Raw genomic sequence first — 22,620 nt, 5'->3', positions numbered from 1 at the left:
GGGGGGGGGGGGGGGGGGGGGGGGGGGGGGGGGGGGGGGGGGGGGGGGGGGGGGGCGGGGGGGGGGGGGGGGGGGGGGGGGTTGGGGGGGGGGGGGGGGGGGGGCCGCCCCGCCGGGGGGCGCGGGGGGGGGGGGGGGGGGCCCCCCCCCCCCCACCCCCGCTCCTCGATCGCCGGAGGGGCCGGTGCGCAGCCCTACGCCGCCGCCTTGAACCCCCGCAGCCGCAGCGAGTTGCCGACCACGAAGACCGACGAGAACGCCATCGCCGCGCCCGCGATCATCGGGTTGAGCAGTCCGGCCGCGGCGAGCGGCAGGGCGGCCACGTTGTAGGCGAAGGCCCAGAACAGATTCGTACGGATGGTTCCGAGGGTCTTCCGCGACAGCCGGATGGCGTCCGCCGCGGCCCGCAGGTCCCCGCGCACGAGCGTCAGGTCACCGGCCTCGATCGCGGCGTCCGTGCCCGTACCCATGGCCAGGCCCAGGTCGGCCTGGGCGAGGGCGGCCGCGTCGTTGACGCCGTCACCGACCATGGCGACCGAACGGCCCTGAGCCTGGAGGCCCTTGACGACGTCGACCTTGTCCTCCGGCATGACCTCCGCGTACACCTTCTCGATCCCGACCTCGGCCGCGACCGCCTCGGCCACCGCCCGGTTGTCGCCGGTGAGCAGGATCGGGGTCAGACCGAGGGCCCGCAGCCGCTCGATGGCCTCCGCGCTGGTGTCCTTCACCGCGTCGGCGACTTCGAGGACGGCCCGTGCCTCGCCGTCCCAGGCGACCGCGATGGCCGTCCGTCCGGCGGCCTCCGCCGCGGCCTTCTGCCGGGCCAGCTCCACCGGCAGGTGGATCTCCCACTCGGCAAGCAGCTGCTCGCGGCCGACGAGGACGGCGTGGCCCTCGACGATGCCCTGGACACCGAGGCCCGCGACGTTGGAGAAGTCCTCGGGGGTGGGCAGGGCGGAGCCGGTGCGCTCGGTGGCCCCGGCGGCGACGGCCCGGGCGATGGGGTGCTCGGAGGAGTGCTCCAGCGCGCCCGCGAGCCGCAGTACATCGCTCTCGTCCGTACCGTCCGCCGTGTGCACGTCCAGCAGGGTCATCCGGCCGGTGGTGACCGTGCCGGTCTTGTCGAGGACGATCGTGTCGACGCGACGGGTGGTCTCCAGGACCTCGGGGCCCTTGATCAGGATGCCGAGCTGGGCGCCGCGCCCCGTACCGACCATGAGGGCGGTCGGAGTGGCGAGGCCCAGGGCGCAGGGGCAGGCGATGATCAGTACGGCGACGGCGGCGGTGAACGCGGCGGTCAGGCCCGCGCCGTTGCCGAGCCAGAAGCCGAGCGTGCCGAGCGCGAGCGCGATGACCACGGGCACGAACACCGCGGAGATCCTGTCGGCCAGCCGCTGCGCCGCCGCCTTGCCGTTCTGGGCGTCCTCGACGAGCTTCGCCATCCGGGCCAGCTGGGTGTCGGCGCCGATCCGGGTGGCCTCGACGACGAGCCGGCCGCCGGCGTTGAGCGTGGCCCCGGTGACAGAGTCGCCGACGCCGACCTCCACGGGTACGGACTCGCCGGTGAGCATCGACGCGTCCACGGCCGATGCGCCTTCCACGACGGTGCCGTCGGTGGCGATCTTCTCGCCGGGGCGGACCAGGAACCGGTCCCCGGCCTGGAGGTCGGCGGTCGGTACGGTCACCTCATGGCCGTCGCGCAGCACGGTCACCTCCTTGGCCCCGAGCTCCAGGAGCGCCTTGAGGGCCGCGCCCGCCTTCCGCTTGGAGCGGGCCTCGAAGTAGCGCCCGGCCAGGATGAAGGCGGTGACTCCGGCGGCGGCCTCCAGATAGATGTTCCCCGCGCCGTCGCTCCGCCCGATGGTCAGCTCGAACGGGTGGGTCATGCCGACCATGCCCGCCGTGCCGAAGAACAGCGCCCACACGGACCACAGGAACGCGGCCGAGGTGCCGACCGAGATCAGGGTGTCCATCGTCGCCGCGCCGTGCCTGGCGTTGGTCCACGCGGCGCGGTGGAAGGGCCAGGCGGCGTATGTGACGACGGGGGCCGTCAGGGTCAGCGAGAGCCACTGCCAGTAGTCGAACTGGAGCGCCGGGACCATCGACATGGCGATCACCGGCAAGGCGAGCACGACGGCGGTGAGCAGCCGCTGCCGCAGGGGCCGCAGCTCGTCGGCCTCCGCGTCCTCGGGGGCGCCGTCCTCGGTACGTGCCGGGGGCGCGGGCTCGTGCGCGGTGTAGCCGGTCTTCTCGACGGTGGCGATCAGGTCCTGTACGGAGATGTCCTCGCCCCGGTAGCTGACCTTGGCCTTCTCGGTGGCGTAATTGACGGTGGCCTCGACGCCGTCCATCCGGTTGAGCTTCTTCTCGATACGGGCCGCGCAGGAGGCGCAGGTCATGCCGCCGATCGCGAGCTCGACCTCTGCGGCGGTGCCGGCGGCTGTGCCGGTGCCGGTTGTGGCGGTGTGCGCGGACACGATGTCCTCCCTGGCGGAGACGTTTATACCCCTAGGGGGTATGCATTGTTGCTTCAGGTATACCCCCCACCCCTATAAAACGCAAGGGTGATCCACCGCGGACTCCGGAGTGTGCGCGTCCGATCGCCGGATATGCGTCTGACCTCACGTATCTTCACGTCACATTGAGGCTGCGCCCGCGGTCGACCGCCCCGTAGTCTGGCATTGGACTAGACCTGTTGACCTATTGCTGCTTCCTGGAGGATTGGGATCCCATGAGCAACCGTGCAGTCCTGGAGGTGATCGCTCTCGACGCGGAGGACGCGGTCGCTGCCCAGGCGGGTGGTGCAGACCGGCTTGAGCTGGTCACCGACATGGCGGCGGACGGCCTGACCCCGTCCTGTGCGACCTTCGCGGAGATCAGGGCGGCGGTGGACATTCCGCTGCGGGTGATGCTCAGGCTGGCGGACGGCTTCGCGGCCGGCGACATCGATGTGCTCGTGGCCAGGGCGCGCGAGCTGCGGGCGGAGGGCGCCGAGGAATTCGTCCTGGGCTTCCTCGACGCCGAGGGCCACGCGGACCTGGTCGCCGTCGAACGCCTCGTCGCCGAGCTGAACGGCTGCCGCTGGACCTTCCACCGCGCGATCGACCGGGCCGCCGACCGGGACGCCCTGCGCAAGCAGCTGGCGGACATGCCGGGCCTGGACACGTACCTCACGGCGGGTTCGCCGAAGGGCGTCGACGACGGCATCCCGACGCTGCTCGTCGAGGCGGCGCGCAAGGGCGAGCCCGGGTACGAGCCGCAGATTCTCGTGGGCGGCGGGCTCCGCCTGGACCACCTGCCGGAGCTGCTGTCCGCGGGCATCGACGCCGTACACATCGGCGGCGCCGCGCGCCCGGCCGGCTGGACGGGTCCGGTGGACGCGGCGGCGGTACGGGAGTGGCGGGCGGTGCTTGACGCGTAGCGGGGTGGGCTTGAGGTGGTCCCGGGCGGGGCGAAAATCCAGCCTCGCCGGCGTTTGAGGCGCGGGGTTCGGGGCGGAGCCCCCTGCGGCGGAGCCGCATATCGATGCTGCCGGGAAGGGGAGGGCAGGGGAACGGGCCCGCCGCAGGCGCCCCCAACCCCCGCCCCCACCTACCCGCCCCCGCCAACTACAACAGCTCGCCCGGCACCCCCGCCGCATGCACCACCGTCAGCCCCGACACCGCACGCGTCAGCGCCACGTACAAGCGGCGCAGCCCCGTGCGCTCGTCCGGCTCGCCGTCCACCACCGCGGCCGGCTCGTCCAGTACCACGTAGTCGTACTCCAGGCCCTTCGCCAGCGACGCCGGGACCAGGGTCAGCCGGGACTCGGCGGTCGTCTCCTCACCGGGAGACAGATACGCGTGGCCCGCCGCGGCCAGCGCCTCCGCCAGCGCCGGAATCCGCGCATCGGCCGCGATCAGCCCGATCGACCCCTCCTGCGTCAGCGACTCCTCGCACGCCGCCAGCACCGCCGCGTCCAGCTCCGCCGGATCGCCCACCTCCCGTACCTCCAGCGAACCCGGCGACTCACGCACCGACTCCACCGCCGCAAGGCCGGGCGAGATCACCGGCAGCAGCCGTGACGCGTACGCGATCACCTCGCGCGGCACACGGAAGCCCGCCGTCAGCTCCTCCACCACCGCGTCCGACTTGCCGAGGTGGTGCAGCGCCTGCGCCCAGCTCTCCGTCGACCACGGCGTCGTGCCCTGCGCGAGGTCGCCGAGGACCGTCGCGGAACCCGTCGTGCAGCGGCGGCCCACCGCCCGGTACTGCATGGGGGACAGGTCCTGCGCCTCGTCGAGCACGACATGGCCGAGCGAGTGCGTACGCGCCACCAGGTCGTTCGCCTCGTCGATCAGCACCGCGTCCGCCGCCGACCACTTCGCGGACTTCACGCTCCGGGCCGGCTTCGTCCACAGGATCGTCTTCTGCTCGTCCCCGGTGAGCAGCCCGTCCGCGTGCGCGGCCAGGAACTCCGGGTCGGAGAGCAGCCGCAGCACCAGCTTCGCCGGGTCGACGGCGGGCCAGATCGCCTTGACGGCCGCCTTGACCGCCGGAGTGCGGGCCACCGCGTTCTGCACCCGGTCGTCGGGGGCCTCACCGGCCTCCTCCATCCGGACCAGGACGGCGTGCGCGATGCGCTGCGGAAGCGCCTCGTGCGCCGCGCCGTACCGCATGTCGCGGGCCAGCAACTCGGTGACCATTTCCTCCAGTTCGTACGCGGGCACCCGCCAGCGGCGCGAACCGCGCACCACCATCACCGGCTCCGTCGGCAGCGTCACATGCGAACGGATCGCCCGTCGCAGCACCTGCGCCATCCTGGCGTCGCCCTTGACGACGGCGGCGGCCGACGTGTCCGTGCCGTGCACCTCGATGTTCGCCGTCACCAGATCGTCGACGGTCGCCTGCTTCACCTCCAGCTCACCGAGGGCCGGGAGCACCTGCTCGATGTAGTGCAGGAAGGACCGGTTCGGTCCGATGACCAGCGTGCCGGTACGGGCGAGCCGCTCGCGGTGCGCGTACAGCAGATACGCGACACGGTGCAGGCCGACGGCCGTCTTACCGGTGCCGGGCCCTCCCTGTACGCAGACCGTCCCGCCGAGACCGCTACGGACGATCTCGTCCTGCTCGGGCTGGATCGTCGCGACGATGTCACGCATCGGACCGACGCGCGGCCGCTCGATCTCCGCCTGGAGGAGCTTGCTGGTCTGCGCGGCCTCGGTGGGGTCGCTGAGGTGCTCGTCCTCGTACGCGGTCAGTTCACCGCCGGTGTAGCCGAAGCGGCGGCGCTGGCCGACGTCCTGGGGGTCCTTCTTCGAGGCCCGGTAGAACGGCTGCGAGACGGGCGCACGCCAGTCGATGACCATCGGGTCGCCGTCGGCGTCATGGACGTGGCGGCGCCCGATGTAGAACTGCTCTCCCTCGGCGCCCTCGGCCTGCTCGGCACCGACCCGGTGCAGATAGTCCAGGCGCCCGAAGAAGAGCGGGGTGTGGGAGAGATCGGCGAGCGACTTGATGCGCTCGTCGATCTGGGCCTGCAGGACGGCGGCGTTGACCCAGTTCGCGGTGACATCGCGGATGTCGAGGGCCTGGGCGTCCTCGCGCATGGCGCGCAACGCGGAGCGGGACGCGGCGAGATGGGCGCGTTCACGAGCCAGGGGATCGGTGGTGGTGTCGCTTTCGTGTTCGTGCGCGGGCACGGTGTTGCCTCCGGCTTTTCAACGCAGGACGGCGGACCGCACCTCGTCCCCGGTTACGGCTCGGGGGCGATGCGGTCCGCTCGGGGATCGATCACGGGGTACGTACGCAGGTGTACGTACAGCTGTCGGCCGGTTTCCGTCCGGTCGGCGGCGCTCCCCCGGCTGCCGGCGACGGCCGGTACCACGGTGCGGGAGGCGGGCAGACCGGCGATTGTATCGACCGCGTTCGCCGGGGTCGAACGGATTAAAGACCGGGTCCATCCCGTAGGGGACGGCATGCGACCGGAGACCTACGCGCACCGCTCCCGGGTTCCGTCCGCGGGTCGATGCCTCCACGGGCCGGGCGCAGGACCATGGATACATGAGCACCGTCACTCTGAACCCCCGCAGGACCGGCCCCGCGCACGGCGCGACCGCGGCCACCGGTCACCCGTACACCCACCGCGTCGGCGACGCCCTGCGTGCCGTCAAGGTCTACGCCCGCGCCGCGTTCGGCGTGGTCGTCCTCGGCGAGTACGCGGAAGAGGCGGGCATCCACCAAGGCGTCCACCGCCGCGAGCACTGAGTACGCAGAACCTCTCCGGTATGAGTATCTGACCCGAGGTGGCCCGGCCCTGCCCCGCGATCGGATAGCGGCATGGAGAACAGCCACGTCCACGTGATGCGTCCCGCCCCCGCCGCGCACAGCCCGAACGCCTGGGTCGCCCCTACCGTTGCCACGGCTCTTTCCGGCTTTCTGACCTGCATCGGCATGTTCGCCCTCGGCTTCGCGGTGATGGCCACGGACGGCTGCGGCGACAGCTGCTCGCCGGACATCACGGTCCCGCTGAACCTCATGGTCTACGGACTGTTCGCGACGCTCTTCATCACGCCCCTCGCCCTGATCACCGCCTGGGTGCTGCCGTGGCGGCCCCGCTGGGCCGTCGCCCGCCGATGGGCAGCGGCCGTCGCGGTGCTGCCCGGTCTGACGGCGGTGGGCGGTCTGACCCTGCTCCTGACGCTCGGCGGCTGACCCTGTCATGACGCAGTCTGTGCCGTCCGAACCCACATCGCGATTTTCTACGTGCCCCCTCTGGGCCTGATCGTCACGTGGGTTCTGCCATGGCGCTCGCGCTGGACCGCGGCCCGCCGACGGGCCGCGGCCTTCGCGCTGCTGCCGCACGCGGTGATCGCGGCGGACCTGCTGCCGCTGCTGATGTTCGGCAGCTGACCGGCGTACGCGGGTCAGCTGCCGCCTTCAGCCGCCGGCCTCAGTTGTCGGTCAGCAGCTCGTCCGCGTCCACGATCCGGTACGCGTACCCCTGCTCGGCCAGGAACCGCTGGCGGTGCGCCGCGAAGTCCTGGTCGATCGTGTCGCGGGCGACCACCGAGTAGAACCGCGCCTCGTGCCCGTCGGCCTTCGGCCGCAGCACCCGGCCGAGCCGCTGCGCCTCCTCCTGCCGCGAGCCGAACGTCCCCGACACCTGAATGGCGACGGTCGCCTCCGGCAGGTCGATGGAGAAGTTCGCGACCTTCGACACGACGAGGACGTTGAGCTCGCCCTGCCGGAACGCCTCGAAGAGCTTCTCGCGCTGCGCGTTGCTCGTCTCGCCCTTGATCACCGGGGCGTTCAGATGCTCACCCAGCTCGTCGAGCTGGTCGATGTACTGCCCGATGACAAGGGTCTGCTCGCCCCGGTGCTTGCGTACCAGCGCCTCCGTCACCTTCCGCTTCGTCGCGGTCGTCGCACAGAACCGGTACTTCTCCTCGGCCTCGGCGGTCGCGTAGGCCAGCCGCTCCGAGTCCGTCAGATTGACCCGGACCTCGACACAGTCGGCGGGCGCGATGTAGCCCTGCGCCTCGATCTCCTTCCAGGGGGCGTCGAACCGCTTGGGCCCGATCAGCGAGAAGACGTCCGACTCGCGGCCGTCCTCACGCACCAGCGTCGCGGTGAGGCCGAGGCGCCGGCGGGCCTGCAGATCGGCGGTGAACTTGAACACGGGCGCGGGCAGCAGATGCACCTCGTCGTAGATCACCAGACCCCAGTCGCGGGAGTCGAACAGCTCCAGGTGCGGGTAGATGCCCTTGCGGCGGGTCGTCAGCACCTGGTACGTGGCGATGGTGACAGGCCGGATCTCCTTGCGCGTACCGCTGTACTCGCCGATCTCGTCCTCGGTCAGCGAGGTCCGCTTCACCAGCTCGTGCTTCCACTGCCGGGCCGAGACGGTGTTCGTCACCAGGATCAGCGTGGTCGCCTTGGCCTCGGCCATCGCACCGGCCCCGACCAGCGTCTTCCCCGCACCACAGGGCAGCACGACGACACCCGAGCCGCCGTGCCAGAAGCCCTCGACGGCCTGCTTCTGGTACGGCCGCAGCGCCCAGCCGTCCTCGGCCAGCTCGATGGGGTGCGCCTCGCCGTCGACGTAACCGGCGAGGTCCTCCGCCGGCCAGCCCAGCTTCAGCAGCGTCTGCTTGATCTGCCCGCGCTCCGAGGGATGCACGGCCACGGTGTCCGGGTCGATCCGCACCCCGACCAGCGGCTGGACCTTCTTCGACCGGAGGATCTCCTCCAGCACGGGCCGGTCGGTGGAGGTCAGCACCAGACCGTGCACCGGGTCCTTGGAGAGCGTGAGGCGGCCGTACCTGGCCATCGTCTCGGCGATGTCGACGAGCAGCGCATGCGGAACGGGATAGCGCGAGTACTGCACGAGCGCGTCGACGACCTGCTCGGCGTCGTGCCCGGCTGCGCGCGCGTTCCACAGCCCGAGCGGGGTCAGCCGGTAGGTGTGGATGTGCTCGGGGGCGCGCTCCAGCTCGGCGAAGGGCGCGATCGCACGACGGCAGGCGTCGGCCTGATCGTGGTCGACTTCCAGGAGCAGTGTCTTGTCGCTCTGGACGATGAGGGGTCCGGTCACGCGCGTCGGCCCTTTCTGCTGCGGGGACGGCCGGGAACGGCCAAACGTCCAGTGTGCCGCATACGGCGGCCATGGGGTGGTGTGCTGCTCCACACAGGGGCACAGGGACGTACGGGGGATGCTCCGGGTTTCGGGCCTCCGGCTTCAGGACGTGGCGTCGTCGGCCAGTTCCGCGACGCCGGTGATCCGGTGCAGCGGGTACGTGCGGACCTCGTCCGCCGTGTGGTCGTACGCCGTGACGAACCCGCCCTCGACCCGGACCGGGGCGATGACGCGCTGGCTGGCCGCTCCGTCCGCGTTGACGTAGCCGATCCAGAGCGCCGAGCCGGTCATCGCGGCGGCCTGGACGGTGGCGAGGGTCTCGGCGGAGGTCGTACGGGGCAGCGAGCCGGACGAGGCGGCGGGCGCGTCGGCCGGGTCCTTGCGGATCACCGTGGCGGCCGTGTCCCCGGCGCGGATCGCCCGTACCGCCGCGCCGAGCAGGGTGGCATCCGGGACCGGAGGGCCCTCGGGCACGGGGACGGGGGCCGTGCGGGGCGAGGTGCGGCGGGCGCCCGCGCGGGTGATCAGGACGTCGCCCTCGGCGGACTCGGCGGCCGGCGCGTACCCCATCTCGCGCAGCCCTTCGAGCAGGGACGCCGGGTCGATCTGGGCGGCCAGGGCCGTCGGTGCGAGGCGGCGCAGGCGCAGGGTGGCCGAGCGCTTGTCGGCGAGGATCTCGTTCAGCACGGCATCGTCGTCGCAGCGTACGTACGAGGAGGCGGCGCCGATCCGCAGATGGCCGTGGCGGCGGGCGACGTCGTCGATGAGGTAGCTGAGCGGCTGCGGCACCGGCGTACGGCTGTGGGTGGCGAGGAACGCGTGCAGATCGGCCGCGGACTGTCCGGCGTCCAGGGCACGGCGTACGGACCCGGGGGTGAACCGGTAGACCGTCGCACCGCCCTTCGACTCGATGTCCGCGAGGGCGGAGAGCATCTCCGCCAGGGGGCGCTCCAGCGGGCCGGGGGCGACGGCCGTCAGGTCGGCCTGGAGCAGGACGTGGTCCAGCGGCTCCGGGATGAGGGGCGCGAGCAGCGCGGCGGCCTCGGCGGGCCCGGAGCGGAGCAGGGCGCGGGTGTGCGCGGCGAGCGCGCCGCGGCCGGTGATGCCGAGGAGCTCGGACTCGTTGAGCGTCCACAGGGCGATCCGGGACCGCAGGTCGGTGGTGTCCCCGGCGGAGGCGGAGGCGCCGCGCAGGGGGCGTTCCCAGCGGAGCCGGGCGAGCACGGTCTCCGGGTCGGGGGCGGTGCCCGGTTCCAGGGCGGCGAGGAGGGCGAGGGTCCGGTGGCGTACCTCGGGGGCGGCGGAGCGGTCGAGGTCGGGTCCGAGGGCGGACAGGGCCCGGCCCTTGGCGTCCTGGCCGCCGACCAGGCCGGGGGTTCGGGTGGCGGCGAGCCAGGCGGTGGCGAGGTGCACCCAGCGGTCCTGGGCGGGGAGTTCGGCCCAGTCGTCGTACGAGGGCGTCGGCGCGTACCGTTCGTCGGCCTCTCCGTCGGAGGCCAGCAGCCCGGCCGCGTAGGCCAGTTCGACCCAGAACGCGGCGATGGGCTCGGAGACGTCGAGGGCGGTGGCGGTCTTCTTCAGCTCGCGGACACTGAGCCCGCCGGAGCGCAGTATCGCGGGGCCGCCGCCGTTCCAGTTCTTCAGCAGCTCCTCGACGGTGGACACCGCCAGGAACGCCTGGCCGGCCGCGGCGCTGTCCACAGCCTGGGGATCACGGTCCGCGACCGCCTCCACGGCGGGCGGCCGAGGCTCCGGTACGCGGTGGGCGCGCCCGGCCCGCAGATGCAGGGCGGCCTCGCGGGGCAGCACCACGGTGCGGGTCGACACGGGCAGCAGCAGCCCGCGGTCGCGCAGCCATTTCACGGGCGGGGTGGGGTTCGGGGTCACTTCCCCGTACGGCGGCCCCCACACGAGTCGGTCCAGTACGGACAGGGCCTCGGCGGGGGCGGTGTCCAGCAGCTCGCCCATCCTGGCGCGGTCGGTGAAGAGCGCGGACAGGGACGTCACGGCGGAGACCGGGTCATGGGTGGCGGGCAGTCCGGCGGAGGCCAGGATGTCCTGGAGGCGGCCCGGCGACATACCGGCGGTCGCCTCTGCGACGGTCGGGCCCAGACCGGTGGGGGAGGGGTGCTGCGGGGACGGCGCGAGGAGTTCGCGCGCGGTGCGCACCAGCCGCAGCCGGTCGTCCTCGCCCCAGACGAGGGCCTGTTCGCGCAGGGTGGTCAGGGCGGCGGGCAGCGCGTTCCCGATCGCCGCGTCCGCCTCGTCGCGGTGCTCGCCGTCGTCCCGGCCGTCGCCGGTGAGGAGACCGAGCAGCGTCTCGTACGGGGCGGGGTCGGGGGCGACTGCGAGCGCCTCGGCGGTCTGCAGGGCGAACCGGTCGAGGTGTTCCAGCGCGCGTACGACGGAGGCACGCGTGCCGGCTCTCGTCGCGAGCTGAGTGATGTCGTTGGGTACGGGGGTGAGGAGATCGGGGCGGGCGCGCAGCAGCCTCGCCAACGACTCGTCGTCCCGGGCGCGGAGAGCTTCGGCGAGCGTCCGCGGTGGTGTGGTCATCCCCATCCGTCCCACGGTAGTCGCTCCGGACAGGCCCGAGGGCGCTACCGTCGGTGCAGGGCGGTAGAGGGGAACCATCGCGTGGGGATCGAGAGCGACCAGCTCGTCTACGACTATCTGAGCCGGGTCGGGGACCTGGCGCAGCAGCAACAGCTGTCCTCGGGCACCCGGATGAGGCTCGTTTCGACCCTCCGGGGCGAGATCGACCGGCAGCGCGGAACGCAGTCCGGGGACACCCCGGCGGCGGTCCGCCGCATCATCGGGAGGCTCGGCGCACCGGACGAACTGGTAGCCGCCGCGGCCGCGTCGGCGGACGGGACGGTGGAGCTGCCGCAGCAGCCGGAACCGGCCGCTGGGGAGGAGCGCGGCATCCCCCGTCCGCGTAATTCGCGCAAGGGGATGCTCCGGAAAGACAGTTCCGGCAAGGGCGCGTCGCAGGTGCGGGCACAGGCGTCGGACGGGAAATCGGAGTACGCCGCGGACTCCGCGGCGCCGGAAGCGGCGGCCGGGCGGGTGCCTTCGCCGCCGCACATGGCCGGTACGGACGAGCTGGGGCCGTCCGGGAGCGAGCCCGACTGGTGGCGGATCGAGCCGGGGCCGTTCGGTGACGGGGTCGATGTGCCGGGGTTCGTCGGCGGCGTCGAGGTCCCGGACATGATGAGGCCGCCGCCGCAGGCCCGGGACGCCGTTCCGCGTCCGCGCGCGGGCGGCTCGCTGGACGAGGACGACGACATCCCCGAGGACGGCGGCACCGACGAGGTCCCGCGACGCCGGTGGCTCCCGCGACTGGGCCGCCGCGCCGCGCGCGAGTCGACGGCCAGGGGCTTCTCCCACCCCTTTTTGCTGCTCGCCGCCGCGCTGCTGGTCGTGGGCGCGGTGATGGGCTCCTGGCTGGCCCTGGCGGGCGGCTGGCTGCTGGCGTACAGCTCACGCAAGCTGTCCCGCGCGGAGGCGAAGTGGGCCGCGATGGGACTGCCGGGCGTGGTCGTGGCGGGCGCACTCGTCTGGCTGTGGGGCCGGACGGAGGGCCGCTGGGGCGAGCCGATCCCGCAGGACGGGATGGGGGAGGCGCTGAGCGGGGTGTGGCCGGTGGTGGTACGCACGGCCGCGGTGGCGTCGGCGGTGTTCCTGGTGTGGCGGGCGCGGAAGCGGGTGGGGTAGGCGGGGGTGCGCGGGGCGTGGAGATCGGCTCTCACAGGGGGCGCCACGCATAAAACCCTTCGTTTCCTACTTGTTTGATACGATGGGCTCATGTCCGAGACGACGTACAGCATCGGTGAGGGGCCGGCCACGCGGGTCAGTCTCTCTCTGCCCGAAGGGACCGCCGAAGCGATTCGTGCCCGGGCCGGCAAGCGGGAGTTCTCCGCGTTCATCGCCGCGGCCGTCGAGCGGGAGCTCCGGGGGCAGGTACTGGACGAGTACCTGGCGGACTACGAGAGTCGTAAGGGCCCGGTCTCCGAGCAGGCACGGCAGCGGGCACGGCAGGTCTTCGACGAGGTTTTCGACGAGGGCCAGTGGCCCGCCGCAAGCTGATCCACGAAGGGACACTCGTCCTCGACAGCGAGGGGCTCTCCAAGCTGCTGAGTGATGACGAGGCGGTGGTGGCCCTGGTCGCGGAGGCGCGGTCCAGGGGGATGGAGGTGGTCATCTCTGCGCTCACCATCATCGAAGCCGTGCACGCCCGCACCGACAAGGCCCGGCTGGCCTGGGTGCTGTCCGGTCTGCGCACCGTCCCGGTGGGCGACGAAGAGGCGAAGGCGGCCTCGACGCTATTGATGGCGGCTGGACTGCACGGCCATAAGTACGCCATCGACGCCGCCGTGGCCGAGGCGGCTCTGCGGCAGCAACGCCCCGTCGTCATGCTGACGTCCGACGTTGAGGACATGAACAAACTGTGCGGCGATCGGGTGCGCCTCGTCGTGGTGTGAGCGGCCCTCGACCCGTCACGTTCCAGTTCGTCAGACGGATCCTTTCGCTCCACTTCCCTCGGCGGTGGCATCCGCGTCCGCGAGGTCGATCTTCTCGGGGGAGACGTCGTACGAGAAGCCGTCCTTGGCCTTGTCGGTGATCGCGGGGCGGCCCATGCCGAGGTCGGCGAGGATCGAGCCGATGTAGTTCTGCCTGCCGTAGATGCGGATGTGGCCCGCAGCGCCGGGCAACCGTCCTGGCGGGCGCACACCCGGGCCGGAAACCGAGGCGCAGGTTCACGACGCCGGCGTGGCCTGCCAAGGGGCCCCCGGCACCACGAGCGGCGAACCCGTCACCGGGTCCGGGACGATCACCGCGTCCAGGCCGAAGACCTCGCGTACGAGACCGGCGGTGACGATGTCCTTCGGGTGGCCCTCGGCCACGATCCGGCCCGCCTTCATGGCGACCAGGTGGTCCGCGTACCGGGCGGCCTGGTTGAGGTCGTGGAGCACGGTGACGACGGTCCGGCCGCGGGTGCCGTCGGCCGCCGGGGCGGTGAGCCGGCGCACCAGGTCCAGGACCTCCACCTGGTGCGCGATGTCGAGGTACGTGGTCGGCTCGTCGAGCAGCAGCAGATCGGTCTCCTGGGCGAGCGCCATCGCGATCCAGACACGCTGGCGCTGCCCGCCGGACAGTTCGTCCACCGACCGGTCGCCGAGGGCGGTGATGTCCGTACGCTCCATCGCGTCCGTCACTGCCCGCTCGTCCTCCTCCGACCACTGCTGCCACCAGTGCTGATGCGGCTGCCGGCCACGGGCGACGAGGTCGGAGACGGTGATCGCCTCGGGGGCCACCGGGGTCTGCGGCAGCAGCCCGATCGACTGGGCGATCTTCCGGGTGGGGATCTTCGACAGCTCGGTGCCGTCGAGGAGTACGGCCCCGCCGCGCGGCTTGAGGAGCCGGCCGAGCGCGCGCAGGGTGGTCGACTTGCCGCAGGCGTTCGGGCCGACGATGACGGTGACCCGGCCGTCGGGAACGGCGAGGTCCAGCTCGTGGACGACGGTGCGGTCCTCGTACGCGAGAGTCAGCTCCCGCACCGTGAGCCGGCTGGTCGCAGTCGCGGCCGCAGTCGCGGTCGCCGTGGCGTCGGACGTAGGGGTCGAGCTCATGCAGTGCCTCCACTACGGCCGTGACCGCCGCCGTGACCGCGGATGATCAGCCAGATCAGATACGGGGCGCCGACCGCCGCCGTCAGAACGCCCACCGGCAGCTCGGTGGGCGAGAAGAGCTTGCGCGCCAGCAGATCCGCGAAGACGACGATCACCGCACCGAGCAGTGCCGAGCACAGCAGCGGGATCTGCGCGGTACGGGTCATCCGGCGGGCGATCTGCGGGGCGAGCAGCGCCACGAAGTCGACCGGACCGGCCGTCCCGGTCGCCACGGACGCCAGGATCACACCGAGTGCGACGAGCCCCAGCCGTACCCGTCCCAGACGCACCCCGAGGGCCGTCGCGGTGTCGTCGTCCATCGAGACGGTGCGCTGGGCCCGGGCGGCCCACAGAACGGCCGGCAGCAGGATCAGCAGCGTCCAGCCGATCGGCGCGGCCTCGGACCAGCCGCGGCCGTTGAGCGAGCCGGTCATCCAGATCTGCGCCTGCTGGGCGACCAGATAGTCGCCCTTCGTCAGGAACAGCGTGGTGACCGACCGCAGCGCGATGGCGAAGCCGATGCCGATGAGGACGAAGCGGGTGGCGTGCAGCCCGCCGCGCCAGGCGAAGACGTACACGAGCGCCGCCGCGGCCACCCCGCCGATGACGGACAGATACGGCAGCACGGTGTACGAGGTGACGCCGAAGGTCATCGCGCCGACCGTGAGCGCGCTCGCCCCCTGGCTGATGCTGATGATGTCGGGGCTGGCCAGCGGATTGCGGGCGACGGTCTGGATCAGCGCACCGGCGATCCCGAACGCCGCGCCGACCAGCAGCCCCACGACCATGCGCGGCAGCCGCAGCGTGCCGACGACCAGCTCGTCCGGGGACGGCTGACCCAGGATCACCTTCACGACCTCGCCGGGCGCGACGAAGCTCTCGCCGACGCAGAGGTACGCGACACAGACGGCGGCCAGCAGGACGACGAGGACGGCGGCGACGAGGGCCGCCCGCCGGTGCAGCAGGAACCGGCCCCGCGCCCCGATCCGTACGACGTGGTACCCGGCGGGCCGCACCCGGACAGTGGTGTCGCTCATGCGGGCACCGCCTTCCGGCGTACCAGCGTGACCAGGAACGGAACGCCGATCAGCGCCGTCATCACGCCCGCCGGGACCTCGCTCGGCGGGAAGACGATGCGGCCGATGACATCGGAGACGAGCAGCATCACGGGCCCGATCAGCGCGGCCATCGGCAGCACCCAGCGGTGGTCGCTGCCGACGATCGCGCGGGCGATGTGCGGGACGGCGAGTCCGATGAACGCGATCGGGCCGGCCGCGGCGACGCCGACACCGGTCAGCACGGTGGCTCCGATGCCGCCGACGATCCGTACCGTCGCGACCTTCTGCCCGAGCCCCTTCGCCACGTCCTCGCCGAGCGCCAGCGCATCGAGCCCGCGGGCGACGGACAGCACGAGCAGGGTTCCGGCCAGCATGAACGGCCAGATCTGCTGGGCCACATCGGCCTCGCGCCCGGCGATGGAGCCGACCTGCCAGAAGCGGAACTCGTCCAGCGCGGACGCCTTGGTCGTCAGCACCGCCATCGTCACCGACACCAGCAGTGCGTTGATCGCGGCGCCGCCGAGGGCGAGTTTCACGGGGGTGGCGCCCCCGCGTCCGCTGGAGGCGATGGCGTACACGGCGACGGAGGCGATCGCCGCCCCCGCGAAGGCGAACCACACGTACCCGGTCAGGGTGTGGATCCCGGCGTACGCGATGGCCAGCACCACGCCCACCGAGGCGCCCTGGCTGATGCCGAGGATGCCGGGGTCGGCGATGGGGTTACGGGTGATGCCCTGGAGCACCGTGCCCGCGAGGGCCAGTGCCGCGCCGACCATCAGCCCGATCAGGGTGCGCGGCACCCGCATGTTCCGGATGACTTCGGCGGCGTCGGAGTGCCCGCCGTGCAGCAGGGCGTCGATCACCTCGGACGGGGGTATGGAGCGGGCCCCCACGGCGAGGCTGAGAAGTACCGCCACCAGCAGCGCCGCGACGGCCGCCGCCGTCGCGAGTGCGCGTCTGGAGCGGCGTGGTGCGGCGGCTGACATCGGACCCAATCGAAAGCGAAGCAAAGTTAGGCTTGGCTAAGTCTAAGCACCGCCGTTCCGGGGCCCGAGGGCCGTACCGGGGCCGGCGCTCGTGCCCGGCCCCGCGACAATGGATCCCATGCCTTCGCATCCGCTGACGGTCGGCTTCGACCTCGATATGACGCTCATCGACACCCGGCCCGGTATCAAGGCTGCCTACCTGGCGCTTTCCGCCGAGACGGGGACGCCGATCGACGCGGATCTGGTGGTGAGCAGGCTCGGGCCGCCGGTCGACGACGAGCTGCGGAACTGGTTTCCGGCCGATGTGGTGGCCGCGACCGCCGACCGCTACCGGGAGATCTATCCCACACACGCCATCGTCCCGAGCCTCGCGCTGCCGGGTGCCAGGGAGTCGGTCGCGGCGATCCGTGAGCGGGGCGGCCGGGCGATAGTCGTCACCGCCAAGCACCGGCCGAGCGCCGAGCTCCACCTGGCGCACCTCGGGATCGAGCCCGATGCGGTCATCGGCGGCCTGTGGGCGGAGGCGAAGGGGGAGGCGCTGCGGGAGCACGGGGCGGGTGTGTACGTGGGCGACCACACCGGTGACGTACGGGGTGCCCGCACGGCCGGGGCGCTGTCGGTGGCGGTCACCACGGGCCCGTGCGATGCGGAGGAGCTCCGGGCGGCGGGAGCGGATGTCGTCCTGTCGACGCTGATCGACTTCCCGTCCTGGCTGGAGGAGTACACGGCGTAGGGCCTTCGGCGGGGTCGGATTCACTGAGCGCCGGGCGACCATGCCCTCGGACGCTCCCGCGGCGGGCCGACGACCCAAATCCACCTGGCTGCCGACGGCCGCTGCCGTCCGCTGTGCTTCGTCCTCACGGCCGGGCAGGCCGGGGACGTACCGGCCTTCGGACAGGTTATGGCCGCTGTCCGGGTGCCACGGCCCGTCGGCAGACCGGGTCCTCGGTTACCACGCTCCGCGCACGAGGGCGCGCTCGATGGTGGTCGGCTCATCGCTGGTCATGCCGGCACGGTACGCGGGCCTGCGCCAGGTCGCCGCGCCGGCCGACAAATGGGGTGTCGCGGACCGTTCCCCCGGAAAGGTCGTTCGGTGCGAGTTCGCCACCCGTGTCGGACGGGGCTCCGAGACAACCTGATCGCGATCCGGAACATCTCCTCTCACAAGCCCGCACCACACCGGTGCGGGACGGTGAACGAGGAGCCGGAGCATGGCCCGACGCCCCATCCGCCCGATCCGCCTTCGCGGGCTCCGTGTCGACTACCCCCGCCGGGGGAGAAGCAACTGGCGCCGCTGGGTCCCTTCGTGGCGGCAGGTGCTGAGCGGGATCCTGCTCGGATTCGGTGCGCTGGCCGGGCTGTTCGCCGTGGTGTACGCGTCCGTCGACATTCCGGTCGAGAACGACGAGGCGCGCAGGCAGGGCACCGTCTACTACTGGGCGGACGGCAGCCAGATGGTGAGCGTGGGCGCGGTCAATCGGCAGAACGTCACGCTCGCCGACATACCCGATTCGATGGAGCACGCGGTCATCGCCGCCGAGAACGAGACCTTCTACTCCGACTCGGGGGTATCGGCGAAGGGGATTGCCCGCGCGGCCGTCAGCATGGTTGAAGGCGGTGAGACCCAGGGTGGCTCCACCATCACCCAGCAGTACGTGAAGAACACCTATCTCAGCCAGGAGCAGTCGGCCACCCGGAAGTTCAAGGAGTTCTTCATCTCGCTGAAGCTGAGCAACCAGCAGAGCAAGCAGGAGATCCTCCAGGGATATCTGAACACCAGCTGGTTCGGCCGTGGCGCCTACGGCATCCAGGCAGCGGCGCACGCGTACTACGGAATCCCCGCGAAGGACCTCGACCCCAGCCAGGCGGCGCTGCTCGCGGCCATGCTCAAGGGGGCGGAGCAGTACGACCCCGCGGGCGGAAAGGGCAACCACGAACGCGCCGTCGACCGCTGGAAATGGATCCTCGACCGGCAGGTGGAGACCGGCGCGATGACGAAGGCGGAGCGGGCCACGTTCCAGAAGTTCCCCGAGCCGCGGAAGGCCGCCAAGCAGAGCAGCCTCGGCGGCCAGACCGGCTATCTCGTCGACATCGCCAACAAGTACATCAAGAGGCGCTCGGGCCTCACCGACAAGGACCTCGCCCGGGGCGGCTACCGGGTGCACACCACCTTCGACAAGGCCAAGGTGCAGCAGCTGGAGCGGGCCGTGCGGAGCGTGCGGGGGCGCGACCTCGACCCCAAGAAGCGCCCCGAGGACAGATACGTCGAGGTCGGCGCCGCATCCGTGCGGCCCGACGACGGGGCCGTGGTCGCGGTGTACGGCGGAGCCGACGCGATCACCCACTTCGCCAACAACGCCGACACCGCGGGCGTCCCCGTCGGCTCGGCCTTCAAGCCCTTCGTGCTGGCCGCGGCCCTTCAGCACGGCGGCGGGATCACCTTGGACAGTGGCTACGACGATGAGGGGCGTCTGCTCATGGGCGGCACGCGCGCGGTGCCCGCCGCTCCGCCGGGTGTCGGTCCCGGCCAGGTGAGCGTTGCGGTGCCGACGACCCTGCGCGAGGCGCTGGTCGAGTCGGCCAACGCCACCTTCGTGCAGCTCGGCAAGCGCATCGGGCTGGAGAAGGTGAAGGAGCTGGCGGTCGCGGCCGGGCTGCGCGAGGAGAGCCTGGCCCGCCTGGACAAGTCCTTCCCCCTCGGCACGTCCACACCGAGCGCGGTCAGGATGGCGGACGCGTACACCGCCTTCAGCAACGACGGCATGAGGGCCGATCCCTACTCGGTGACCAAGGTGATCCGGGACGGCGAGGCGGTCGAGGGCTTCGGGAAGCCCGAGCCGCGGCGCGTGATGGACGCCTCGGTGGCGAACGATGTGAACAACACCCTGGGGGCGGTGGCCTGGACGAGGCTGGCGCAGGACGGGAAGTTCGCCGCGTTCGTCAAGTCCATGGCTGCCGACGACGACCTCTCGGCGGGCGCGACCGGCAAGGACGACCGGATGAAGTCGGCCTGGTTCATCGGCCACACCAAGGGGCTGACCACGGCCGTCACGATGTTCCGCAGCAAGCCGGGCACCCCTCAACTGCTGGGAATGCAGGGCGTGGGCGGACCCGATTCGGGGCGCGGCAATGTCTTCCCGCTCCGGATCTGGAGCACTTACGTCACGGGGAGGTAGGCCCACCCCCGTACGCGACCTGCAGTCGGTTGATCGCGTGGTGTGACCAATGAGATGCCGGTGATGTGGTCGTTGACCTGCTGGAGGCGCTCCCGGGCGGCGGGATCGGTTCCGTCGCCGAGTGTGTAGTGCAGGGCGGGCCGGGCGGCCGGGCCGAGTTGGGTGGGCGCGGCGTCGGCGAGAGCTTTGCGGGCGTGGTCGAGGCCGAGGTCGGCGACGGCGCCGGGGCCGAGGGTGAAGCTCGTAGCATTGGCAACGCACTTCAAGCCAAACGCGTGTTGCATTGAGCACGCAGCGTTCTCGCCGGGATGTCATGGCGACCGAGAACCCTCGCCAGATGGGCAGCTTGCGCCGCCCTTTCCGTTCCCTGCTGCTGTCTCGTGGGACGGTGATCGGACGGCTGAGCGGGACGTCCCGCGGTGTTTGCGGTAGGGAAGAGGTCTGTGGGTGTCCGGACGGCGGAGTCCAGCGGATCGGGGACTCTTCCTCGGCCCCGAGTGCGCCGGGCTCCGTCCTCGACCGCCGGGCGGGCTCAGAAGCACCCCGTCCCGCAGCAAGATCAAGCCCGTCCGGCGATCGAGGACGAAGCGGCCCGCCGGACGACCCCGGCGCTACCGCTTCGGCGACCCCGCCCGCGCCGACCGCACCACGCCCGCGGCGGCGATCAGGAACCCCACCCCCATCAGCATGCACAGCGACCACGCGATGGACGGAAGCGGATGGGTTCCGAGGAAGAGCGGTGCCACCGTGACAAGTGTGGACAGTGCGCCGATGAAGAAGACGATCGCGCCGATCCGGACCAGCCGGTCACCTGCGCCAGAAGGTGTAGTACTCACCCCGTCAGGGTAGTTCCCGACGCCGACGACCCACCCCGCGGCAGGCAACGCACAAAGCGAGCACCGTTTCTGGACAGAGTCCGGATGACCAGGCTTGACGAGGGGTACTTCACCTGGGGAGGCTTCTGCCAGCAGGGGAGCACCACCACTGGATAGCCTGACCTGCTGAGGCTTGTTCCGGCATACGGGTTGAGATGGGGTGCGTGCTTTGCCGACTGGCAAGGTCAAATGGTTCAACAGCGAGAAGGGCTTCGGCTTTCTCTCCCGCGATGACGGCGGCGACGTCTTCGTGCACTCCTCGGTGCTTCCCGACGGCGTCGACGTCCTCAAGCCCGGCCAGCGCGTCGAATTCGGCGTCGTCGCAGGTCAGCGCGGAGACCAGGCGCTCTCGGTGGCGATCCTGGACCCGACGCCGTCCGTCGCGGCCGCACAGCGCCGCAAGCCGGACGAGCTCGCGTCCATCGTGCAGGACCTGACCACCCTGCTGGAGAACATCACGCCGATGCTGGAGCGCGGCCGCTACCCCGACAAGGCGGCCGGCAAGCAGATCGGCGGCCTGCTGCGCGCGGTCGCCGACCAGCTCGACGTCTGAGGCCCGGTCTCCGGCTTCCGGTGGCCGACTTCCGGCCCACCGGCGGATCTCAGACGAACGACAGCGCATCCGGGCCGAGGGGCGGTACCAGCCCCTCGGCCGCCGCACGGGTCAGCAGCCCGCGGATCGCCGCGTAGCCGTCCTCGCCGAGGTCGGCGGTGAACTCGTTGACGTACAGCCCGATGTGCTGGTCGGCCACGGCCGGGTCCATCTCCTGCGCGTGCTCCAGCACGTAGGGCCGTGAAGCCTCCGGGTCGTCCCAGGCCATCCGTACCGAGGTGCGCACAGACTCGGCGAGCAGCTTCAACGTGTCCGCGCCCAGCGACCGCTTGGCGATGATCGCGCCGAGCGGGATCGGCAGCCCGGTCGTCTCCTCCCAGTGCCGGCCCATGTCGGCGAGGTTGTGCAGCCCGTAGTTCTGGTACGTGAAACGGGCCTCGTGGATGACGAGACCGGCGTCCACCTTCCCGTCGCGCACGGCGGGCATGATCTCGTCGAACGGCATGACGACGATCTCGCCGACACCGCCCGGCACCACTTCCGCGGCCCACAGCCGGAACAGCAGATACGCCGTGGAGCGCTCACTGGGCACGGCGACGGTCTTTCCCGTCAGGTCCGTGCCCGCCTCCTTCGTGAGGACGAGCGGTCCGCAGCCCCGCCCCAGCGCCCCGCCGCACGGCAGCAGCGCGTACTCGTCGAGCACCCAGGGCAGCACCGCGTACGAGACCTTGAGTACGTCGAGTTCGCCGCGCTCGGCCATTCCGTTGGTGATGTCGATGTCGGCGAAGGTGACATCGAGGGCGGGCGCGCCGGGGACCCTTCCGTGCGCCCAGGCATCGAAGACGAAGGTGTCGTTCGGGCACGGCGAGAAAGCGATGTTCAACGGGTTCGACGGGTTCGACGGGTTACGAGTCGTGTCGGTCATGGTGGGTCCAACCTTCCAGTACGGGGACGATCTTCCCGAATGCCCCGGTGAGTGCGGCCAGCGCCTCGCCGATGCGCCAGGCGTTCCGGTCGCGCGGGCCGACGGCGTTCGAGACCGCCCGCAGTTCCAGCACCGGTACGCCCGTCCGCTCGGCGGCCTCGGCGACACCGAAGCCCTCCATGGCCTCGGCGGCAGCCTGCGGGTGCGCGGCGAGCAGGGCGGCGACGCGCTCGGCGCTGCCGGTCACGGTGGAGACGGTGAGGATCTCGCCGGTCAGCGCGCCGGTGGCGGCGGCCACGTCCCGTACCTGTGCGGGCGCTGGCGTGAACCGGTCGCGGCCGAAGCCCAGACCGGTGACGGGCACGAAGCCCTCGGGGGTCTCGGCGCCCAGATCGGCGCCGACGATGCCGCTCGCGACGACGAGCGAGCCGACCGGGGCGACGGGTGCGAACCCGCCGCCGATCCCGGCCGAGACGACGAGGTCGTACGGCGCGGAGGCAAGGCCGAAAGCCGTCGCGGCGGCTGCGGCGGCCGGTCCGACGCCGCCCGCGAGGACATCGACGACGCCGGAGCCGCCTGGGCCGCCGGTGCCGCCCACGCGGTGGACCTGCGCGCCGGGCACCTCGCGCACGGCCACCTCCGACACGTCCCCGAACGCACGCGTGACCGCGTCCCGTTCTGCTGGGACAGCGGTCACGACGAGCACATGCACGGGGGAAATCCTCCGAGGTCAGGAGGGTTCAGGAGGGGCGGAACGG

Annotated in this window: 21 protein-coding genes and 2 pseudogenes; 11 read left to right on the top strand and 12 right to left on the bottom strand. The window is 71.8% G+C overall.

Going from position 1 to position 22,620, the window contains the following annotated elements; all coding sequences use genetic code 11:
* Positions 1-194: 194 nt before the first annotated feature.
* On the bottom strand, positions 195-2,477 hold the full coding sequence (locus ACGFU7_RS06405) for a heavy metal translocating P-type ATPase (RefSeq protein WP_393692836.1): 2,283 nt from the start codon (positions 2,475-2,477) through the stop codon (positions 195-197).
* Between the two features lie 254 nt (positions 2,478-2,731).
* Between ACGFU7_RS06405 and ACGFU7_RS06400 the strand changes: the two genes are divergently transcribed.
* Positions 2,732-3,421 (top strand): copper homeostasis protein CutC, encoded by a 690-nt coding sequence (locus tag ACGFU7_RS06400; RefSeq protein WP_393692834.1) that lies wholly within the window; start codon positions 2,732-2,734, stop codon positions 3,419-3,421.
* Between the two features lie 187 nt (positions 3,422-3,608).
* Here the strand turns inward: ACGFU7_RS06400 and ACGFU7_RS06395 are convergent, their stop codons facing one another.
* A complete protein-coding gene (locus tag ACGFU7_RS06395; RefSeq protein ID WP_393692833.1) occupies positions 3,609-5,681 on the bottom strand; it encodes a HelD family protein in 2,073 nt (690 codons plus the stop codon).
* Positions 5,682-6,042: 361 nt separating this feature from the next.
* Here ACGFU7_RS06395 and ACGFU7_RS06390 point away from each other — a divergent pair, with 361 nt between their 5' ends.
* From ACGFU7_RS06390 to ACGFU7_RS06380, 3 genes are all read left to right on the top strand, one after another.
* On the top strand, positions 6,043-6,246 hold the full coding sequence (locus tag ACGFU7_RS06390; RefSeq protein ID WP_393692831.1) for a hypothetical protein: 204 nt from the start codon (positions 6,043-6,045) through the stop codon (positions 6,244-6,246).
* Positions 6,247-6,318: 72 nt separating this feature from the next.
* The gene (locus ACGFU7_RS06385) at positions 6,319-6,693 is read left to right on the top strand and encodes a hypothetical protein (protein WP_393692829.1); all 375 of its coding nucleotides are present in this window, start codon (positions 6,319-6,321) and stop codon (positions 6,691-6,693) included.
* 51 nt (positions 6,694-6,744) lie between these two features.
* On the top strand, positions 6,745-6,891 hold the full coding sequence (locus tag ACGFU7_RS06380) for a hypothetical protein (protein ID WP_393692827.1): 147 nt from the start codon (positions 6,745-6,747) through the stop codon (positions 6,889-6,891).
* Between the two features lie 40 nt (positions 6,892-6,931).
* On the opposite strand, the gene ACGFU7_RS06375 is transcribed toward ACGFU7_RS06380, so the two are convergent.
* Positions 6,932-8,575, bottom strand: coding sequence for a DNA repair helicase XPB (locus tag ACGFU7_RS06375; protein WP_393692825.1), 1,644 nt, complete (start codon positions 8,573-8,575; stop codon positions 6,932-6,934).
* 144 nt (positions 8,576-8,719) lie between these two features.
* Positions 8,720-11,179, bottom strand: coding sequence for a helicase-associated domain-containing protein (locus ACGFU7_RS06370; protein WP_393692823.1), 2,460 nt, complete (start codon positions 11,177-11,179; stop codon positions 8,720-8,722).
* 75 nt (positions 11,180-11,254) lie between these two features.
* Here ACGFU7_RS06370 and ACGFU7_RS06365 point away from each other — a divergent pair, with 75 nt between their 5' ends.
* The 3 genes from ACGFU7_RS06365 (at position 11,255) to ACGFU7_RS06355 (ending at position 13,101) form a co-directional block, all read left to right on the top strand.
* Complete coding sequence (locus ACGFU7_RS06365) at positions 11,255-12,334, top strand: hypothetical protein (RefSeq protein ID WP_393692821.1); 1,080 nt, start codon at positions 11,255-11,257, stop codon at positions 12,332-12,334.
* A gap of 90 nt (positions 12,335-12,424) precedes the next feature.
* Complete coding sequence (locus tag ACGFU7_RS06360; protein WP_393692819.1) at positions 12,425-12,706, top strand: hypothetical protein; 282 nt, start codon at positions 12,425-12,427, stop codon at positions 12,704-12,706.
* Entirely contained in the window at positions 12,688-13,101 is a 414-nt protein-coding gene (locus ACGFU7_RS06355) for a DNA-binding protein (protein WP_393692817.1), read from the top strand. The genes ACGFU7_RS06360 and ACGFU7_RS06355 overlap by 19 nt, the downstream gene beginning before the upstream one ends.
* Before the next feature lie 69 nt (positions 13,102-13,170).
* Here the strand turns inward: ACGFU7_RS06355 and ACGFU7_RS06350 are convergent.
* From ACGFU7_RS06350 to ACGFU7_RS06335, 4 genes and pseudogenes are all read right to left on the bottom strand, one after another.
* Positions 13,171-13,311, bottom strand: a pseudogene (locus ACGFU7_RS06350) (iron-siderophore ABC transporter substrate-binding protein); the annotation flags it as partial.
* A 66-nt stretch (positions 13,312-13,377) separates the two neighbouring features.
* Positions 13,378-14,250 (bottom strand): ABC transporter ATP-binding protein, encoded by an 873-nt coding sequence (locus tag ACGFU7_RS06345; protein WP_393692815.1) that lies wholly within the window; start codon positions 14,248-14,250, stop codon positions 13,378-13,380.
* A complete protein-coding gene (locus ACGFU7_RS06340; RefSeq protein ID WP_393692813.1) occupies positions 14,247-15,326 on the bottom strand; it encodes a FecCD family ABC transporter permease in 1,080 nt (359 codons plus the stop codon). Before ACGFU7_RS06340 ends, ACGFU7_RS06345 begins: the two co-directional genes overlap by 4 nt.
* Positions 15,323-16,333: a FecCD family ABC transporter permease gene (locus ACGFU7_RS06335; protein ID WP_393692811.1), complete on the bottom strand. Its 1,011-nt coding sequence runs from the start codon at positions 16,331-16,333 to the stop codon at positions 15,323-15,325. Before ACGFU7_RS06335 ends, ACGFU7_RS06340 begins: the two co-directional genes overlap by 4 nt.
* A 109-nt stretch (positions 16,334-16,442) precedes the next feature.
* Here ACGFU7_RS06335 and ACGFU7_RS06330 point away from each other — a divergent pair, with 109 nt between their 5' ends.
* From ACGFU7_RS06330 to ACGFU7_RS06320, 3 genes and pseudogenes are all read left to right on the top strand, one after another.
* Positions 16,443-17,066 carry an HAD family hydrolase gene (locus ACGFU7_RS06330; RefSeq protein ID WP_393692809.1) on the top strand — a complete coding sequence of 208 codons (624 nt, stop codon included), beginning with the start codon at positions 16,443-16,445 and terminating at the stop codon, positions 17,064-17,066.
* 45 nt (positions 17,067-17,111) lie between these two features.
* Positions 17,112-17,282: pseudogene (locus ACGFU7_RS06325) on the top strand (IS5/IS1182 family transposase); the annotation flags it as partial.
* 262 nt (positions 17,283-17,544) lie between these two features.
* Positions 17,545-19,509: a transglycosylase domain-containing protein gene (locus ACGFU7_RS06320; protein WP_393692807.1), complete on the top strand. Its 1,965-nt coding sequence runs from the start codon at positions 17,545-17,547 to the stop codon at positions 19,507-19,509.
* Here ACGFU7_RS06320 and ACGFU7_RS06315 read toward each other — a convergent pair.
* Positions 19,491-19,775, bottom strand: a complete 285-nt coding sequence (locus ACGFU7_RS06315) for a DUF6177 family protein (RefSeq protein WP_393692805.1) — start codon at positions 19,773-19,775, stop codon at positions 19,491-19,493. The two genes, ACGFU7_RS06320 and ACGFU7_RS06315, sit on opposite strands and share 19 nt — an antisense overlap.
* Before the next feature lie 345 nt (positions 19,776-20,120).
* Positions 20,121-20,345, bottom strand: a complete 225-nt coding sequence (locus ACGFU7_RS06310) for a hypothetical protein (protein WP_393692803.1) — start codon at positions 20,343-20,345, stop codon at positions 20,121-20,123.
* A 208-nt stretch (positions 20,346-20,553) separates the two neighbouring features.
* On the opposite strand from ACGFU7_RS06310, the gene ACGFU7_RS06305 reads away from it, so the two are divergent.
* A complete protein-coding gene (locus tag ACGFU7_RS06305; RefSeq protein WP_393692801.1) occupies positions 20,554-20,937 on the top strand; it encodes a cold-shock protein in 384 nt (127 codons plus the stop codon).
* Positions 20,938-20,986: 49 nt separating this feature from the next.
* Here ACGFU7_RS06305 and ACGFU7_RS06300 read toward each other — a convergent pair whose 3' ends face one another.
* Together ACGFU7_RS06300 and ACGFU7_RS06295 are read right to left on the bottom strand one after the other, a co-directional pair.
* The gene (locus tag ACGFU7_RS06300; RefSeq protein WP_393692799.1) at positions 20,987-21,862 is read right to left on the bottom strand and encodes a 1,4-dihydroxy-6-naphthoate synthase; all 876 of its coding nucleotides are present in this window, start codon (positions 21,860-21,862) and stop codon (positions 20,987-20,989) included.
* Positions 21,843-22,574, bottom strand: a complete 732-nt coding sequence (locus ACGFU7_RS06295) for a futalosine hydrolase (RefSeq protein WP_393692797.1) — start codon at positions 22,572-22,574, stop codon at positions 21,843-21,845. The genes ACGFU7_RS06300 and ACGFU7_RS06295 overlap by 20 nt, the downstream gene beginning before the upstream one ends.
* Positions 22,575-22,620 lie beyond the last annotated feature (46 nt).

The sequence above is a fragment of the Streptomyces sp. NPDC048473 genome (assembly GCF_043200155.1).
Taxonomy (GTDB): domain Bacteria; phylum Actinomycetota; class Actinomycetes; order Streptomycetales; family Streptomycetaceae; genus Streptomyces.
This window is presented reverse-complemented; position numbering and strand designations above follow the sequence as displayed.